This is a genomic window from Lacrimispora xylanisolvens (assembly GCF_002934545.1).
Classification (GTDB): Bacteria; Bacillota; Clostridia; order Lachnospirales; family Lachnospiraceae; genus Lacrimispora; species Lacrimispora xylanisolvens.
Map to the genome: position 1 here is coordinate 25,809 of NZ_PTJA01000014.1, position 18,811 is coordinate 44,619.

An 18,811-nucleotide genomic window follows, 5' to 3' on the forward strand; every position below is an offset into this window, starting at 1 on the left:
ATGGAATATTATGTAGAACTGAAACTGAGAAAAGATGCTCATAACGGAGGATTTTCCAATGGCCTGACCTTATGCGGAGGTGAATCCACAAGAGGACTGGAACTAATTTTCAAAGAGGATGACAGAATTGTTTATAAAAACAGTACCAATCAGTATGTAACACTGGATATAGTAAGGAATGACGATACCGTTGAGGTAAGCACTATATTTGAGAATAAAGGTACTGAAAGTACAACTTTGGAAATGCTCTCATCGTTTGCTCTGAAAGGAATAAAAGCGGATAAAATCCACAGACTCCAATCCTTTTGGAGTGGGGAAGGAAAGCTCAGGACAGAAACAATTGAGGAGCTGCACTTAGAGCCATCCTGGAACAGATGTGGTATGCGGGTTGAGAAATTTGGCAATTTAGGATCTATGCCAGTGCGGAAGTATTTTCCTTTTATCGCGCTGGAAAACAGTGAAACACAGGAGTTTACGGCGGTTCAGTTATATATCCCCTTCTCCTGGCAGATCGAGATTCTGTGCAAAGAGGATGAAACTCTGTCACTTGTGGGTGGTATTGCAGACAGGGACTTTGGACACTGGTTTAAGAATATTGCACCGGGGGAAACCTTTACTGCCCCCAAAGCAGTCATTGCCAGGGGAAGTTCCCTTTATGAGGTGTGTGATAAACTGGTGAAGGCACAAAAGCCAGAGGTATCTGAACTGGATCAGGATATGGGTATCATGTTTAATGAATATTGTACTACCTGGGGGAACCCAAGCCTTGAAAACATCAGTAAAATCTGTAATAAATTAAAGGATAAGGCGGTTAAGTACCTGGTAATTGATTCCGGCTGGTATGGTAAAAATGATGGCTGGTGGGAAAGCATCGGGGACTGGGATGTCAATTGTGAAAAGTTCCCTGGCGGCTTAAAAAAAGCTGCGGATTATATCAGAGAATGCGGAATGATACCAGGTCTCTGGTTTGAAGCGGAATCTGTGGGCAGACGGTCAAGACACTGGAACGATACGGAGCATTTACTGAAAAAAGATGGTGTAGTACTAACTGTGGGTGATAAACGCTTTTGGGATATGTCCGATCCCTGGGTTATGGAGTATTTAAATAATGCGGTTATAAAAACCCTGAAAGAATGCGGATTTGGCTATATTAAAATTGATTATAACGATACCATCGGCATTGGCTGTGACGGTGCTGAAAGCCTTGGAGAAGGATTAAGACAGAAAGTCAGTGCAACCCAGGGATTCTTTAAAAAAATCAGAAGGGAGATTCCGGATATTGTAATTGAAAACTGTTCCAGCGGGGGACACAGGCTGGAACCCTCCATGATGGAACTGGTATCCCAGGCAAGCTTTTCCGATGCCCATGAAACCACCGCCATACCGATTATTGCGGCAAATATGCATCGAGTAATAAAACCGTCCCAAAGTCAGATTTGGGCAGTTATGCGAAGCAGTGACAGTATTAACAGAATTTACTATTCCATGATCAGTACTTTTTTGGGCAGAATGTGCTTAAGCGGTGATATCTATGATCTTACTGCAAAACAGTGGGAAGTAATTGAGGCGGGAATGGAATTTTATAAAGAAGCAGCTGATATTATCAAATATGGAAAAACAATAAAATATGAAAATAGTACGAAAAGCTATAATAATCCCCAGGGAGAACAGCTTGTTATCCGGGAATTCTGCAATAAACAGTTAGTGATTGCCCATAGATTTGAGAATTCCAAAGAGATCAGCCTTGATTTCCTGCAGAATAAAATAATTATAAAAGAATATGGAGTCATAGATGGTGATTTTACTGCTAAGGCATGGCTTATAGGATAAAAAACAAATTAGGGGTTGACAAATGTGGCAAATTGAACTAGTATTAAGACGAATATTCGGTAGGTGAGGCTACTACAGGGATACGGGCTGTTGCCGCGGAGTTGTGGAGACACAATGAGATGGTTTGAACAGGCTGCATCGACATTAAGGTGCAGCATAATACAGTTACATTGCCCTGTAAAGCTAAAACTCATACGAAAATATAAGAAAATGTAATTACATTCTCGTATATTCTTTCCGAATATGCGGGAATTTTTTATTTTAAACTCTAACAAAGAAAGGATGTGCCTGTTTTGGATAGTGGTAATTGTCACAGTTGTATGAAACGGATGATGGCAGTATATGATATCGGTGACAGGCAGTCTTTGCCTGTTACTTAGTTGTGCTGTTCAGCCAGATATTACGGCCATCATTCTCAAAAACACGTTTTTTGATAATGGTGGTTTTTTTGTGCCTATTTTTGGGTTATTTAATTATTTTGAAAGTGAGGTGAGGAGAATGGATGCAGACGGAAGTAGCGGTGCGGCCCCCGGGAAGCGAAGCAGCAGGAGTGATTTGGAGGGAGACGTACACTTGTCTGCTCCAGGCTCCTGAACCCAATACGCTTCTCTTGGCTGCCATAATTTTTGAAATTACAAACTATAATTATGGAGGTAGAAACCATGAAGAAGATTATTTTAAACAGAAAAAGGAATGGGAGGCTTTTGGCCGATCATTCCCGTTACAATGAAACAAAACAGAGACTGATTCAGGCTGCTGATGGAAATACAAAACAGGTATTGAACGCATTGGGAACCTTTGAGGACGGACTCACAGAGGAAATGGCAGAGGAATCCAGAGAAACCTATGGAAACAATGTGATCACACATGGAAAGAAAGACTCCATATGGAAGCGGATCTGGGCTGCATTTGTCAATCCATTTACTTCAATCCTGTTCCTCCTGACTGTGGTCTCTGTATTTACCGATATTATTTATGCAGAACCCCAGAATAAAAGCTATACAACCGTAATCATTATCACTACCATGGTAATGATTTCCGGGATTCTCCGCTTTGTTCAGGAAACAAGAAGCGGCAACGCTGCAGCCAAACTTTCTCAGATGATTCACACCACCACCTGTGTGGAGCGAAAGGAAGCCGGCCGGCAGGAGATCCCCTTAGAGGATGTGGTTGTGGGAGATATCTTACATCTCTCAGCAGGAGATATGGTGCCTGCAGATGTACGGATTCTCAGCTCCAAGGACTTATTTGTGAGTCAGTCAGCGCTGACTGGCGAAAGTGAGCCGGTGGAAAAGCTTGCAGTTAACCATGCAGATACCAAGGTGCTCACTGAGATTACGGACCTGGCGTTTATGGGAACCAATGTAATCAGTGGGAGCGCAAAAGCGGTTGCAGTTGCGGTGGGAAATGATACCGTGCTTGGGACGGTTGCAAAGGAATTGACAGTGAAACCGCCGATGACCGGTTTTGAACGGGGAGTGAATTCAGTCTCCTGGGTACTGATCCGTTTCATGCTTATTATGGTGCCAATTGTACTTTTTATTAATGGTTTTACCAAAGGTGACTGGCTGGATGCCACACTTTTTGCCATCTCCATAGCAGTGGGTCTGACCCCTGAGATGCTGCCCATGATTGTAACCACATCACTTGCCCGCGGAGCGGTTGCCATGAGCAGAAAAAAGGTGATTATTAAAAACTTAAACGCGATACAGAACTTAGGCTCCATAGACATCCTCTGCACGGATAAAACCGGAACACTGACTCAGGATAAGGTGGTTTTGGAATATCATCTTGATATCCATGGAAATGAAGATGACAGAGTTCTCCGTCATGCATTCTTAAACAGCTATTATCAGACGGGGCTTAAAAATCTGATTGATCTGGCAATTATTTCAAAGAACCGGGAGCTTGAGAACAGCCATCTTGAGACTGGATATACAAAGGTGGATGAGATTCCCTTTGATTTCAACCGCCGCCGTATGAGTGTCGTGGTATCGGATTTAAACGGTAAGACTCAGCTGATCACAAAAGGAGCTGTAGAAGAAATGCTCAAATGCTGCTCCTTTGCAGAATATAATGGTAATGTTGAGCCGCTTACAGAAGAGATCCGTGAATTTATTTTATCCAAATCCAATGAGCTCAATGCCGATGGAATGCGTGTAATAGCAGTGGCTCACAAGACAAATCCGGCACCGGAAGGTCAGTTTTCTGTCTCCGATGAGACGGATATGGTACTGATCGGATATCTGGCTTTTTTAGATCCGCCCAAAGAAACCACTGCCCAGGCAATCAAAGCGCTTTATGAGCATGGTGTGGATGTGAAAATACTGACTGGTGATAATGAGAAGGTTACCTGCTGTATCTGCAGACAGGTGGGACTTCCGGTCAATGAGCTTCTTCTTGGCTCTGAGATTGATGAACTTGATGACAAAACGCTGGCAGAAAAAGCGGAGAGTATAACCGTTTTTGCTAAATTATCTCCAGCCCAGAAAGCAAGAGTGGTAAGAGTTCTCAGAGAACATGGCCATATGGTAGGATACATGGGGGATGGAATTAATGACGCTTCCGCCATGAAAGCATCGGATGTGGGCATCTCAGTTGATACTGCAGTGGATATCGCCAAAGAATCGGCAGATGTAATTCTTCTTGATAAGGATTTAATGGTTCTGGAATCGGGAATTATAGAAGGCAGAAAGACCTATGCCAATATGATAAAATATATAAAGATGACGGCTTCATCCAACTTTGGAAATATGTTTTCCGTGCTGGCAGCCAGTGCATTCCTTCCCTTTCTTCCTATGGCATCCATTCATCTGATTTTATTGAATCTGATTTATGATGTTTCCTGCACGGCGATTCCGTGGGATAATGTTGACAGAGAATATCTGTTAAAGCCAAGAAAATGGGATGCATCGTCTGTGGGACGTTTTATGGTCTGGTTAGGACCTGCCAGTTCTGTTTTTGACATAGCCACTTATTTACTGATGTATTTTGTCATCTGCCCGGCAGTATGCGGCGGGCTAATGTTCCATCAGATTACGGATCCGGCAATGCAGGCTCTCTTTATCGCAACGTTTCAGGCGGGATGGTTTATCGAATCCATGTGGAGCCAGTCATTGGTCATTCATATGATCAGAACACCTAAAATACCATTTATTCAGAGCTGGGCTTCCAGACAGGTGGTATGCCTTTCCTTTGCAGGGATTGCAGTTCTTACCATGATCCCATTTACTCCTGTGGCACAGGCATTAAAACTGGCAAGGCTGCCCGCAATCTATTTCGCCTGGCTGGCACTGATTGTAGTCTGCTATATGGTGCTTGCCACTGTTTTAAAAACAGTCTATATAAAACGGTATGGAGAATTGCTATAAAAAAATAAGAAAAGAAACCAGATTATATGATATACTGATCTCATCAAATATGATGACTGCATGATATAGAAAGGGAGATCCAAATGAAAATCATTATGTATGGGACAGAAATCTGTCCGGATTGTGTAGCAGCAAAGGCTCAGCTGGGAGAACTTACCTCAGTTGAGCTGGATTACAGGAATATTACAGGAAATACTGCGACTTTAAAAGAATTTCTCCGCTACCGGGATCATGATGAGATGTTTCAACCGGTTAAGGAAGAGGGCAGAATCGGAATTCCTTTCTTTATTCTGGAAGATGGAACCCAGACCTTTGATATCGCTGATTTTATGGATGATGTCAAATCCCAATCAGTTCCAAATGCCTGTTCCATTGACGGAAAAGGGTGCTGAATAACAATTATATCAGGAGGTAATTTATGAACACGTTTCAAACCATTACTGCAAAAGAGTTTGATTACAATCCATTTCACTTAATTGGGGATGAATGGATGCTGATTACTGCTGAAAAAGACGGGAAGGTAAATACCATGACGGCTTCCTGGGGCGGACTTGGGATTTTATGGAACAGAAGTGTTGCCTATGCGGTCATCAGACAGAGCCGTTTTACGAAAGAATTTGTTGATGGTGCAGATCATTTTTCCCTCTCGTTTCTGGATCATAAGTCATATGCAAAAGAGCTGGGGTATTTAGGCAGCGTATCAGGAAGAGACGAAGATAAGATAAAAAAGACCGGAGTAACAGTAAATCATGAAGACGGTGTGCCTTTTATTGATGAAGCGTCCAAAGTTTTAATCTGTGAGAAACTCTTTGTAACAGACATGAAGCCGGAGAACTTTATCATTCCAGAAATAGACACCAAATTTTATGGAGATAAAGATTACCATCATCTGTATATTGGAGGCATCACAAAGATACTGACCAGATAAATCACCGGCAGGCATACATAGGATTCCGAAAATGACACATCCTAATTAAAAAATGAAAGGAGCCTGTTTATGCCAAAAGACAGTCAGCCGGATAATAAGGAAGCAAGAATGGAAAAATGCAATGGTCAGACGCCTCTTACAAGAGAGAATCAGAATAAGAATAAAAATGCCAAGCGTAAGTCCATTAAGCACAATGATGTTTAGTAAGCAAGCCCCGGAGCTCACACCTCTGGGGCTTTTGTTGTGGCATGACTGAATATTTATCACAAATTTACGTGTTTAAGCATACCATAAATGAGACTGTCGATGTAAGAGGTTTTTAAGTTGAAAAAGCTTGATTCTCAAAAGGTATTTGTACAATATCGGGATATAATGGAACCATACGGGCCTGTTAAGGGAAGATTATATACGATAACGCATTCAGATATAACCGCAGAACTGTTTGTGTTTGTAGCCCCTGAGTATGCAGCGGATCAATTTACCAAAATGCATGACGAGGTGAAAATTGCCTGGGAATTATATAATGAAGGATTTGCTTTAATTGGTTCTGTGATTGTTGATGGGGAGGGTGTCACTGGAGATCCAGCCATAAGAAATAAGATATTCTATAACGAAATGCCCACTGCACTTCAGGCATTACGCCAGGCTGACAGATTTTTGTTTGAGAAAGAACCTGATCTGGATCATACCCCAGTGTATATTCAATTTATCTCAGACAATCCTGAATATAACAAAACATATGATTTTGGAGTTATTGGTATGTATCAGTAAAATTCAGCTGTGATGTTTGATCAATCGGCTAAAATCGGGGCTGTCGCACTAAGTAATCTAGTGCGACAGCCCCTTTCTTAAACACCCTCTGGGTTAATAGTTATTTTTCTACTTTTATATTATCCAAAATAAATGATTTATCTTCATTGATTACAACATCAGCTTTTATGGTCCCAATATATTGTGGTGTAACAATATTAGTGAAATAAGCTTCCATTCCTAAAGTTATATTTATTCCACTGTCAAAAGAAAATGATACATTGTTACCATAAGAAATTTTTTCAAAATTCCAATTCGAATCTTTAAAGTTTTTAAGATCAATGTCATATAAATCTTTATTATTGATAATTATATCTAAAACATTGTCACTCTGTAATTTGTAGTTAATTGCTTCATTTAATTGTTTTTTATAATTATCCGCCGAAAAATTCATAATATTTAAAAAATTCTTAGAGTCCTGGTAAAAACCATATAAATCTTCAATATACACCTCAGATCCAGATTCAGTATTGAAAGAGCATAATATGATTTCCTGTTGACCAATTTGAACTATTTTTAATTTAGGAAGAACAAACATTGGTGTCATATATTTTATGTCATATTTTTTTAACTCATTTCCATATCTTACTATGATACCTTTATAATTATCAGTATTATCATTTATGCCATATACATAAAAATTCTTTTCTGGAATTTCAGCTAATAAAGGATATTTAGATTTTTTAAATGTATCTTCATTTGTAATATTCTTATCTAATTTGTCAAAACTTAACTCTTTATTGGCTTGATGTTTGTTTAAATATAATATGACTAATCCAGCTAATATAACTGCTATTCCAAAATAAATATACTTTCTTTTAACGTTCATACTTAATTCCCCTCCTAGATAATTTAACTACTATAATAGTTTATGCACAAAATTTTGTCAACTTGTTGAAACTAATGCTTTATTAACATATGATTGCAACTATTGTTTTATTAACAGAAAAATAAGCTCTAACTGAAAATGTCAGCCAGAGCTTACTTTTCTATTAATTAATAACCTTGAACTTTAAAAAAAGTATGTCCTCCAATAACCTTTTTTTCCGTAACTTTAACATAATCTCTACCATTAAAGGTATATGATTCTGTTGTACCTGATTTTTTGATTTTGTTTTTGTATAAGCTATTTGTGACAAACCAAAGACAAGTTCCTATAGGATTTACAATGCTATCTGGATTTAAGAAAAATTTTTGTGCTAATTCTAAGCATTCTTTCCAAGCAGTTGAGTTTATATCAGGCTTTAATGCAGATTCTGTTGTCATTCCTTCAAATGAATATTTTTTTAGTATTACTCCCGAATATGAATTTCCACCAAATTCGGATGAGTTTTTAGCCATTCTATTTCTAACTACATAGCCGCAACCTCTTCTGCCTTGATCTGATTCACCCCTTGCTTCTGAATAGAGCATACGTGCAATAAGATCTGTTTGACTCCTGTCTTTTAAATCATTCGTACTGTTTAATGGATCTCCGTAACCCATAATTAATTCCTCCTTTATCATAATCAACATTGTTTTATAACCGGTTATGTTTAATAAAAAGGAATTAAATTCTTATTTGTAAACATTGACTTTAAATTAACTACCTTTGTGTTATTTGTTATTTCATAAATTGACAGGTTACATACCATTATTTATAATAAAACAATACAGCAATGAAATATTAAAAAACGGAGGCGTCTATGTCAGATCATTCCATGGAACTTTTTCAAACAGATACCAGACACTGGTTTGAACGTGCACTTGGTACCCCTACCCTGGTTCAGAAACAGGCATGGCCTGAAATTGCAGCAGGCAGGCACACCCTTGTTTCAGCCCCAACCGGAACGGGTAAGACACTGACGGCTTTTTTAATATTTCTTGACAGGCTTTTAAACGAAGCAGCAGGCGGGCAGTTAAAACAGGAAGTGCAGCTGATTTATATCTCTCCTTTAAAATCCCTGGCTGGTGACATCAGGGAAAATCTCAGACGGCCTCTGGAAGGAATTGTGGAGGAGAGAAAAAAGTCAGGGAATGATAACGGTCAGGAACTTTCCGTGGGAATCCGAACCGGTGATACCACACAAAGGGAGCGGAATCAGATGATTAAAAAACCTCCCCACATTCTTATAACAACTCCGGAATCCTTCTATCTGATGCTGACCAGTAAATCAGGACAGAAAATCTTAAAGACAGCAAAAGCGCTGATTATCGATGAGCTGCATGTGATGATTGACACCAAAAGAGGAGCCCATTTAATGCTTTCTGCAGCCAGACTGGACAAGCTTTGCAGTAAGCCTTTGCAGCGGATCGGATTGTCCGCTACCATTGAACCACTTGATCTTGCAGCAAACTACCTGGCTCCCGGAAGGGTTTCCATTGTCGCGCCTAAGATGAACAAGGAGATACGGATTGAAATAAAAAGTCCATTTTCAGATGGAAACAATCAGGGGAAGGACTCTGTCTGGAAAGACATTGCAAAAACCATATACTCTTATATAGGAGGAACAGGCAGCTCTCTGGCATTTGTGGAAGGAAGGGCATATGCAGAAAAGCTTGCACACTTCATTAACGAGTTAGGGGGCGAAGGATTCGCCCGCACCCATCACGGGAGCTTATCCAAGGATCAGCGTTTTGAAGTGGAACAGGCACTGCGTGATGGTTCCTTGAAACTTCTTTGCACCACTTCCTCCATGGAACTTGGAATTGACGTAGGAGAAATCAAACAGGTATTTCAGGTTGGCTGCCCCCGTTCTGTTTCCAGCACCATGCAGCGGCTGGGCCGTGCCGGGCATAATCCCGGGCGTGTCAGCGTTATGTATATGTTTCCCAGGGAGGCTTCGGAAGGCTTATTTTGCGGATTTACTGCAGAAGCGGCGAGAAACGGGAAGATAGAATATGCCAGACCGCCCAGACTATGTCTGGATGTACTTGCCCAGCATCTGGTATCCATGGCATGTACCCAGGAATTTGGAGTGGAAGATGTGATGGATATTTTAGCCGGAGCCTATCCGTTTTATGAGGTAACGGCAGAGGATGTAACAGGCGTTTTGCGAATGCTTGCCGGTGATTATGAGCATGAACGGGACATTCCGGTAAGACCACGAATTATTTACGACCGGATTCATGACCGGATCAGTGGGGATGCTTACAGCCGTATGCTGGCGGTCAGTGCAGGTGGAACCATTCCTGACAGAGGTCTTTATACGGTCCGTTCAGAAAACGGAGTCAGGCTGGGAGAGCTTGATGAGGAGTTTGTCTTTGAAAGCAGAATTGGGGATCGGTTTTTACTTGGTACTTTCGCATGGCAGATTGTGAGTATCATGAAGGATACGGTGATTGTATCACAGGCAAATACTTCCGGCGCCAGGCTTCCCTTCTGGCATGGAGATATTAAGGGGCGAAAACTTGGAACCGGACTTGTATTCGGTGAGATATTCCGCAGGTTTAATGAGTCCGGCAGTACAGAAGCGTTATATAAAGAATTAACAAAGCTTGGCTTAGATGAAGTGACAGGTGAGCGTGCCCTTGATTTCCTGCTCAGTCAGCAAAAAAGCACGGGAATCTTTCCTGATGACAGAACCATACTGGTAGAACACTTTATGGATGAAAACAGCAATCATCAGATGATGGTTCACTCTGTATTTGGACGTCAGATCAATGAACCCCTGTCTCTTCTTGTGACTGAAGCAGCAAAACTTCATATGGATACAACCATTAACTGTACGGCAGATGATGATGGTTTTTTATTGTTTCCTTATGATGGGACCCCTTTGCCAGATGGACTTATTTATGAAGTATCTCCTCAAAAAGCGGATGCCATTGTCGCTGCATTGCTTCCGGCCACCCCTTTATTTAACATGAATTTCCGTTACAATGCCGCCAGGGCGCTGCTTATGGGAGTAAGAAATCAAAAGCGTCAGCCCCTCTGGATTCAGCGAATGAAAAGTGCGCAGATGCTGTCTGGCCTGGTAAAAGAGGAAACCCATCCCATACTAAGGGAGACAAAACGGGAATGTCTGGAGGATTTTTGGGATTTAAAGGGACTGCAGTCTGTTTTATATGAGATACAATCAGGAAACATCCAGATACGGGAAATGTACTTAGAGACACCGTCCCCCATGTCACTGCCTTTAAGGCGCCAGACAGAAGCTTCCATGATGTATGATTATGCTCCCACGCCCCAGAGCATCCATGAGACGGTAAAGGAGGCGGTTCATGAGGCTGCCAAAATCACCCCGGAGCCTGAGCATCTGGCCCGTGTTTCCCAGAGATTGCATCTTCCGGAAGATGAGGAACAGCTTCATACACTTCTTATGATAGAAGGGGATATGGAAGCAGGAGAACTTGATATTCCCATTGAATGGCTGGAGTCTCTGGCTTTTAAGGGAAGGGCACTTTACGTAGAACCCGGCTTATGGATTGCGGCAGAGCATGCCGATGAATATGAAAATGCTCTGATTAAGGGGCAGAAAAATGCGGGTAAACGTCTTGTTCAAAGAATGCTTAAGTATCGGGGAGCAAAATCTTTGGAACAGACGGCTGAACGGTATCTGTGGTCAGAGGAAAGGGCACTTGATATTTTAACTTCTCTGTGTGACCAGAGGAAAGTGATTTTACAGGATGGAGTCTATTATCACGCAGACCTTTATGACAGAGCCAGAAATGAGACAATTAAAAGCAGAAGAAGGCAGATTACCACCCTCCCTTCCGGATGCTATGCTGCTCTTATGGCAATGCGCCTTCGGGTATCCGCCTCCCCTCTTGAGCAGCTTCAGACTGCCCTGGAAGGACTGCTGGATCAGCCTTTTCAGGTAGATCTGTGGGAGAATGTTCTTTTGCCTGCACGAGTGGGAAACTATCGCCCGGAACTTATGGATACGCTGTTATCAGCAGGTAAAGTATTCTGGCAGCTGGAAAACGGTTCTGACCTTACGTTCCATCAGACTGCGGATATTGACTGGAGTGCAGATTTATGGGAAGTCCATGAACAGCTGGAGGGAGAAGAAAAAGCCGTATATGGCGCCCTGTTGAAACATGGGGCATGCTTTATGCAGAGATTGGAGGAAATCATAGGAGGATCGCCTTATGAAGCCTTGTTTTCACTGGCAGAAAAGGGGCTGGTAAGTGCAGACAGCCTGATTCCAGTCAGGCAGCTTATGAACCGGGATAAACTGAATAAGGGAACCGTTCGCCAGCGGGTAAATGCAAGGACAAAAATATTATTAACCGGCAGATGGGAAGTAGTACGCCCCCGAAAGGAAGCTACTGTTGAACAACTGCTTGACCGTAACTTTGATAAAAGCATGATTGTGTGCAGAGAGACGATCAAGGGCCTGACCTGGAGTGCGGCACTGGAAACACTGCGGATCTGGGAATATACTGGCAGGGTGCGAAGGGGTTATTTTATTGAAGGCCTGTCAGGAATCCAGTTTATCCGGGATAAAAATTTTGCAGGAACCATGGCGGGGCTTTCAAATCCCGGTAAAGAGGTACTCTGGTTAAACGGAGCTGATCCCGCCCAGCTTTGGGGGAAAGTGTTAAAGCATCAGGAAGGAAGATCATTTCTAAATGTACAGGGAACTGCAGTGGCATTATGCAAAGGAATACCGGCAGCGATTTTTGAACGCCAGGGTAAAGTCTTAAAGATATTTGATATGGATTGTGCAGAAGATGTGCTTAAGGTGTTTGTTAAGGAATTTATGGGACATAGAATCTACTCTTCACGAAACAGAATCGTAATAAAAGATTACCCCAGGGAAGCAGAAGATTTGCTTCGGCTGGCAGGTTTTCGCCGTGAACTTCAGGATTATGTACTGTATTGTCTTTAAAGACATGGAAGCCATAAGATGATCATAGAATGAAAAATGATTGTGTGATTGAGGAGGAGAGTATGAATCTGTTAATTTCAATTTGTGAAAGTTTTTTAACACCGGCTAAGGTGATGCTGTATTCCCTTTCCAGATTTCATGAAGATGTTGATATCTACTTATTATACAGTTCATTGTCCCAAAAAGATATCAGTGATTTGGAGCTTTTTCTGATTAATAAGTGTAAAGCAAGGCTTCATCCGGTCTGTGCCTCTGGATTTTTTACCAACGTTCCTCTTTCCAGCCGGTATAAAAAGCCGGAATTGTATTACCGTATCCTGGCACCCTATCTGCTTCCTGCTGATCTTGACCGGGTTTTATATCTGGATGCGGATATTATTATCAATGGATCCCTGAATGAGTTTTACAATCAGAGCTTTGAAAATAATTATGCAGCTGCTGTCAGAGACCGGTTTGAAAACATCGATAAAGTGATTGTGCTTAAAGAAAAGCTTGGATTAAAAAAAGAAGATTCTTATTTTAATTCAGGAGTCTTGCTGTTTAATCTGGCACTGTTTCGAAAAGAGATTACGCTTGAAGATATTATGGCTCTGATTGAAGAGAAGAGGGAAGCTTTGCGTTATTTTGATCAGGATGTATTAAACTGTCTTTTAAAGAATCATATTAAGCTTTGCAGCCAGGAATATAATACCCAGACTTATCCCTTTGACCAATGTAGTCTGTCAGATATAAAAGATACTGCAGTTGTCATTCATTATACCGGACTCCCTAAACCATGGAGTCCGGATTACAACGGTACACTGGACTATTTATATTGGAAAAATGCATTAAATGCCGGATTCAATGAAGATTATCAGGCCTATTGGGAGAATAAATTTGGCAGTCAGGATCCTGAGTTCACAATTGATTGAACGTAAGCCAGCATTTCCAGCTTTGACTGAATCGTTTCTGCATGGTCAACCATATGCTGCTGTTCTTTTTCCGGCAGGGAAAAAAAGTAATCCATCGCCTGAAATTCTTCCAGTGCCAGCCCGAAGCCTAAAGGCAATTCAATACCCTGAGTGTATTTGTTCATAAAGACCTCCTTGTATTTTATAAAACAGATTATTTGTTATTATTGTATTTTTTAAAGTAACTATTCGGGAATTAGAAATAATTATAAAACCGGTTCATTTGAGGAATCATTATATACAAATAGTAATCTCATACGAAACAGGAGGGGCTGAAATGTTATTTTTCGCTGTGCTTTTTATTACATTAGCTTTAATCTTTTATACGCTGGGAGTATTCGGTGAAAAACTTCAAAAGATTTTAAAACCATGGCATCTTATTGCTTTCTGGGCCGGATTTGTCTGTGATACTACGGGAACATCATTAATGAGCCGTCTTGCAGTGGGACAGAGTGCCGTTAATTTTCATTCAGTAACCGGAATTGCGGCAATTCTGCTTATGCTGATTCATGCAGTCTGGGCGACGGTGGTTCTAATACGAAATAATAAAGATATGATGGCTGGATTTCACAAATTCAGCCTGTTTGTATGGCTGATCTGGCTGATACCTTATTTCTCCGGTATGTTTGCCCATATGATCAGGTAGCAGTAAAGGAGGTACAATGATACTCAGTGCCAGCCGCCGGACTGATATTCCGGCTTTTTATTCTGAATGGCTGTTAAATCGTTTAAAAGAAGGGTTTGTACTGGTTCCCAATCCAAGAAATCCTTCTCATTACAGCCGGGTGCAGCTAAGCCCACAGACCGTGGACTGTATTGTATTCTGGACTAAAAATCCCAAAGAAATAATATCTAAGCTTGACGTAATATCCGCTATGGGATATGATTTTTATATCCAGTTTACCCTTACTCCTTATGGAAGAGATGTGGAGGAATATTTACCGGATAAAAAAGATTTGATTGAGGTGTTTTTAAAGTTAAGCGCTGAAATTGGTTCCAATCGAGTTATCTGGCGCTATGATCCTGTGGTATTCACCGACAGGATGAATGTGGAATACCATTTAGATTGTTTTGAAAAAATGGCAGGTTTATTGGAAGGCAGCACAAACCGATGTATTTTCAGCTTCCTTGATTTATATGCCAGACTGAAAACCCCCCTTCAAGATCTTGGAGTCCGGGATATACAGGAAGAGGACATGCTAAGGATAGGGGAAGGATTTTCAAAAATTGCAAAAAAGCATGGAATCCAATTGTCCACATGCTGTGAATCCGTTGATTTAAGCCGATTCGGGATCAGCCATGCTTCCTGCATTGATGGGAACTTAATTGAAGAATTGACTGGATGCAGCCTTCGTAAAAAGAAGGATAACGGACAGCGTCCCGGATGCGGCTGCATGGAAAGTGTGGATATCGGCAGTTATGACAGCTGTGGGAATGGCTGCAAGTACTGCTATGGAGTTTATTCAAGAGAAAGGGCTCGTGTAAACCGGGAGAATCATGATCCCCAATCTCCGGTTTTGTTTGGATCAGTTCCTCAGGATGCAGTTATAACAGAAAGACCCGTAAAGTCCTTAAAGGATGGGCAGATGGATTTCTTCCATCTCATTTAACATTCAATTGACAGACATATCTATTACATTCGTTGAGTTAACAACTATCTGAAATTTTCTGACATTAAAATCATAAGACGAATGCAGCAAAATATATATTAAATAGGGCTGATTACCAGAAAGACAAGCTGGAAATCAGCCAGAAACCTGAATTAAATTGGAAGGAGGGTTCAGATTCTGATCGACAGAAAACGAATAGCCGGAAAAAAATTCAGAATGCTGTCACTGAGCAGTAAATTTACATTGCTGATTCTTGGTGTTTTAATGGTACCCATTGGAATTTTTATTCTGCTGTTTTTTCATAATATGGAAGCGTCCTTATACAAGGATGGACAAACACAGATGATTTATGAACTGGATAAAAGCTGCCAGAATGCGGAGCAGATTGCGGTAAACTGTAAATTATCTTCTGAGATTATTGTAAATAATGAATCCATCAATGATTTTTTAAATCAGATTGCGTCCGATAAAAAATTCACTTTTATGGACATTCTGGACTTTTATGGGAAAGAAATCAGCGGAGTGCAGAAGATTGTCAAAAGCAATCCTTATATTTATAAGCTGAGAATTTTTGTCAACTCCAATACCGTAAAGGAGATTATTCCCCTTCTCTACAAAGAAGATAAAATTGCTGACTTAAAATGGGGCAAAGACGGGGTACCGCCTACAGGAACCTGGTGTTTTGATTATGAGGATGCTTTGGCCCAGACGGATGATTCGGACCATGTTCCCAGAATCGCTTCCCTCATAACAAGGCTCAATGATTACCGGTACGGACGGTATGGCATTGTGGAATCTGCAGTAACCATGGAAAATATGTTTCCTGATCTCTATCATTCAACCGTGACAGACAGAACCTGTTTTATTGATTCCGATGGCATCCTGTATAGCAGTCCACAGCTTTCCCCTCTGTGGGAAAAGCAAAAAGAAGATATGATGGATTTTATACATAGTCTGGAAGAATCAGAATCGCTTTCAAATGGTGCGGTCAGCAAAAGGACAAGAATTGGAGGAGAAGAGGTTTTAGCCGGCTGCGTGAAAATTAAATCCATTCAGGGATACTTAATCCGGATTGTTTCCATGAAAAATGAAAAAGTGGCACTTCGCACTTCAAAATTACAGTTTTCTCTTCTATGGATTATGATTCTCATCGTGCTGTTTTTATTTTCCAATAAGCAGGTAACCCATATATTAAGGCAGTTTTTCGAGATCTACGATACGGTTTATCAGGTACAGAAGGGGGATTTAAAGGTAAGAGTAAAGAATATGAGCCGGGATGAATTCGGAGAACTGGGAATTGAGCTGAATACCATGCTGGACCGGATACAGAAGCTGATGGATGAAACCCTGCACCGTGAGCTGCTTGTGAAGGATGCCCAGATTAAGGCATTGCAGAATCAGATCAATAATCATTTTATTTACAATGTATTGGAATCAATCAAAATGATGGCGGAAATTGATGAAAAATATGAGATAGCAGATACCGTGGCGTCCTTTGGTGAACTTTTGCGTTACAGCATGAGATGGAAATCAGGCTACGTTATGGTGGAGGCAGAAATCGATCAGATCCGGAATTACCTGGCGCTGGTTAATTTGTGGTATGACGACGAAATTGGATTAAGCATGGAGATACCACAGGAAATCCTGTGTCAGGAAATCCCCAAGATGTCACTGCAGCCCATTGTTGAGAACGCAATCGGCCACGGGATGAGGGAATTTACAGAAGATACCTGCATCTATATGAAAGGAGAGATCATTGAAAATATCTGCTACATCCACATCACTGATTATGGGTGCGGGCTGGAAGAAGCAGAACTGGAAAAACTGCGCAAACGGCTGAGCGGTGAAATAGAAGATACATCCGGGCAGGAAAATGGAATTGGATTAAAGAATGTTCATGACAGGTTACAAATTGGCTTTGGTCCGGATTATGGAATCGTTATTGATTCCAGAAAACATGCTTTTACAGAAGTTACGGTAAAAATTCCATATCAGAAAAGAAAGAAGGGGATCACATGAATCATGTGCTGATTGCAGAAGATTGTAAAATTATAAGAAAAGGAATCTCTGCCATGATTGCGCGGTGTCAGGTTCCGATTAACCAGATTATAGAATGTAAAAATGGTCTGGAGGCACTGGAGATTATCCGGAACATGCCCATTGATGTTCTCATTACAGATATTCGTATGCCGGATATGGATGGAATCACGTTGGTAAAAGAACTTCAAAAAAGCCAGTACATACCAAGAATTGTTGCAATCAGTGGATATGATGATTTTTCCTGCGCTGTTGATTTACTAAGATGTGGGGCCAGGGAATATCTGTTAAAGCCAGTAAAGCGGGAAGAACTGAATTCAATTATGATGAAGCTGGAGGAGGAGATACAGAAGGAGCAGTCTGAAAAACGGGCAAAGAGGGCGTTGTGTTACAGTCAGATAAGGCGGATTCTACTGTCTGAAAACATTTCCAGGGAGGAGATGAAAGAAGCAGAGCGGTTAAACTGGTTCAATGAGCAAACCTATTCAGTAGTAATAAGCAGCGGGACTCTTAATGAGGTGGACGAGACACATATATTTACGTTCCCTGATGTGGAGGGGGGCCAGGTGACGTTAATGGCAGAAAAAGAATTGAAAGATTTTATTACAAACAGGAACAGCAGTTCGGACTATGGAGTCAGCGATCCCTTTCAGGGAATTTTTAATTTAAGAAAAGCGTATGAAGAGGCCAGACAGCGGAGAATCCGTGGTTTTTGTATGCAGGAAAGAGAAGGGATAACCAGTAAAAACTGCCTGATGCCCCAAAATGAGATGGAGTGTTTTGTTCAACGGATCGGAACCCAGAAAATCAGTAAAAACGAAACAATTCTCCTGGAACTGGCAGACAGAGTGAAAAAAGGAGAGGTGGAAGGATTACAGTTTCAGGATTTTATGAGTCACATGATTATGAGAGTCAGAGAATTTTATGGCAGAATCCTGGCAGAGGAAGAGATATCTTTGGAGAAACTCTGCCACATGCTTGAATTTAACAACATTGATGAGTACTGTACAGAAATCAGGCGGGTGTTTTCCTGTATCAATGAACGGGTACTTCGTGAAAATGATGATTATAAAAGCCGCTTAAAGGTGGAAGAGGCACTGGCCTATATGAATGAGAATTATTCCAGAAATATTAACATGGCCATGGTCTCCAATCACGTAAACATGAATTACACCGTATTTTCCATAGCATTTAAGGATTACACCGGTGATAACTTTGTTAATTATTTACGAAAGATCCGCATGAATGAAGCAAAGCGGCTGCTGGCAGAAACTGATTATAAGATCGGCGAAATCGGACAGATGACAGGGTATGAAGATCCCAAGCATTTTATGAAGTCTTTTAAGTGGGTGGCTGGTATTACGCCCAGTGAGTTTCGAAAAAATTTAAGAGTGAAGGATGGGATAACTGAAAATATTACACCAAAAACGAAAATAGTAACATTTTAATTAAACCTTTTTAC

Annotated in this window: 15 protein-coding genes and 1 riboswitch; of the genes, 12 read left to right on the top strand and 3 right to left on the bottom strand. The window is 41.0% G+C overall.

Annotation, left to right across the window (positions count from 1 at the left end; genetic code table 11):
- The 6 genes from BXY41_RS21475 (at window position 1) to BXY41_RS21500 (ending at window position 6,900) form a co-directional block, all read left to right on the top strand.
- Window positions 1–1,830 (top strand): glycoside hydrolase family 36 protein, encoded by a 1,830-nt coding sequence (locus BXY41_RS21475; RefSeq protein ID WP_104438934.1) that lies wholly within the window; start codon window positions 1–3, stop codon window positions 1,828–1,830.
- Between the two features lie 48 nt (window positions 1,831–1,878).
- Window positions 1,879–2,038, top strand: a riboswitch (M-box (ykoK) riboswitch).
- 454 nt (window positions 2,039–2,492) lie between these two features.
- A complete protein-coding gene (gene mgtA / locus BXY41_RS21485; protein WP_104438936.1) occupies window positions 2,493–5,201 on the top strand; it encodes a magnesium-translocating P-type ATPase in 2,709 nt (902 codons plus the stop codon).
- A gap of 83 nt (window positions 5,202–5,284) precedes the next feature.
- Window positions 5,285–5,593 (top strand): glutaredoxin family protein, encoded by a 309-nt coding sequence (locus BXY41_RS21490; protein WP_104438937.1) that lies wholly within the window; start codon window positions 5,285–5,287, stop codon window positions 5,591–5,593.
- Between the two features lie 26 nt (window positions 5,594–5,619).
- Window positions 5,620–6,129 (top strand): flavin reductase family protein, encoded by a 510-nt coding sequence (locus BXY41_RS21495; protein WP_104438938.1) that lies wholly within the window; start codon window positions 5,620–5,622, stop codon window positions 6,127–6,129.
- A 69-nt stretch (window positions 6,130–6,198) separates the two neighbouring features.
- Entirely contained in the window at window positions 6,199–6,333 is a 135-nt protein-coding gene (locus tag BXY41_RS27355) for a hypothetical protein (protein ID WP_277407106.1), read from the top strand.
- A gap of 120 nt (window positions 6,334–6,453) precedes the next feature.
- Window positions 6,454–6,900, top strand: a complete 447-nt coding sequence (locus BXY41_RS21500) for a staygreen family protein (protein ID WP_104438939.1) — start codon at window positions 6,454–6,456, stop codon at window positions 6,898–6,900.
- 100 nt (window positions 6,901–7,000) lie between these two features.
- On the opposite strand, the gene BXY41_RS21505 is transcribed toward BXY41_RS21500, so the two are convergent.
- Window positions 7,001–7,768: a hypothetical protein gene (locus BXY41_RS21505; RefSeq protein ID WP_104438940.1), complete on the bottom strand. Its 768-nt coding sequence runs from the start codon at window positions 7,766–7,768 to the stop codon at window positions 7,001–7,003.
- Window positions 7,769–7,935: 167 nt separating this feature from the next.
- Window positions 7,936–8,424, bottom strand: coding sequence for a cell wall hydrolase (locus BXY41_RS21510; RefSeq protein WP_170072516.1), 489 nt, complete (start codon window positions 8,422–8,424; stop codon window positions 7,936–7,938).
- Between the two features lie 200 nt (window positions 8,425–8,624).
- Here BXY41_RS21510 and BXY41_RS21515 point away from each other — a divergent pair, with 200 nt between their 5' ends.
- Both BXY41_RS21515 and BXY41_RS21520 read left to right on the top strand, forming a co-directional pair.
- Window positions 8,625–12,752: a DEAD/DEAH box helicase gene (locus BXY41_RS21515; RefSeq protein ID WP_104438942.1), complete on the top strand. Its 4,128-nt coding sequence runs from the start codon at window positions 8,625–8,627 to the stop codon at window positions 12,750–12,752.
- 62 nt (window positions 12,753–12,814) lie between these two features.
- Window positions 12,815–13,663, top strand: a complete 849-nt coding sequence (locus tag BXY41_RS21520) for a glycosyltransferase family 8 protein (protein WP_170072518.1) — start codon at window positions 12,815–12,817, stop codon at window positions 13,661–13,663.
- Here BXY41_RS21520 and BXY41_RS21525 read toward each other — a convergent pair.
- Window positions 13,636–13,827 carry a hypothetical protein gene (locus BXY41_RS21525; protein WP_104438944.1) on the bottom strand — a complete coding sequence of 64 codons (192 nt, stop codon included), beginning with the start codon at window positions 13,825–13,827 and terminating at the stop codon, window positions 13,636–13,638. The genes BXY41_RS21520 and BXY41_RS21525 overlap by 28 nt on opposite strands.
- A gap of 152 nt (window positions 13,828–13,979) precedes the next feature.
- On the opposite strand from BXY41_RS21525, the gene BXY41_RS21530 reads away from it, so the two are divergent.
- The 4 genes from BXY41_RS21530 to BXY41_RS21545 all read left to right on the top strand — a co-directional run bounded on the left by BXY41_RS21530 (window position 13,980) and on the right by BXY41_RS21545 (window position 18,797).
- Complete coding sequence (locus BXY41_RS21530) at window positions 13,980–14,348, top strand: HsmA family protein (RefSeq protein ID WP_104438945.1); 369 nt, start codon at window positions 13,980–13,982, stop codon at window positions 14,346–14,348.
- A 16-nt stretch (window positions 14,349–14,364) separates the two neighbouring features.
- Complete coding sequence (locus BXY41_RS21535) at window positions 14,365–15,312, top strand: DUF1848 domain-containing protein (protein WP_104438946.1); 948 nt, start codon at window positions 14,365–14,367, stop codon at window positions 15,310–15,312.
- Between the two features lie 216 nt (window positions 15,313–15,528).
- Window positions 15,529–17,331: a sensor histidine kinase gene (locus tag BXY41_RS21540; protein WP_104438947.1), complete on the top strand. Its 1,803-nt coding sequence runs from the start codon at window positions 15,529–15,531 to the stop codon at window positions 17,329–17,331.
- Window positions 17,328–18,797 carry a response regulator transcription factor gene (locus tag BXY41_RS21545; protein ID WP_104438948.1) on the top strand — a complete coding sequence of 490 codons (1,470 nt, stop codon included), beginning with the start codon at window positions 17,328–17,330 and terminating at the stop codon, window positions 18,795–18,797. The genes BXY41_RS21540 and BXY41_RS21545 overlap by 4 nt, the downstream gene beginning before the upstream one ends.
- Window positions 18,798–18,811 lie beyond the last annotated feature (14 nt).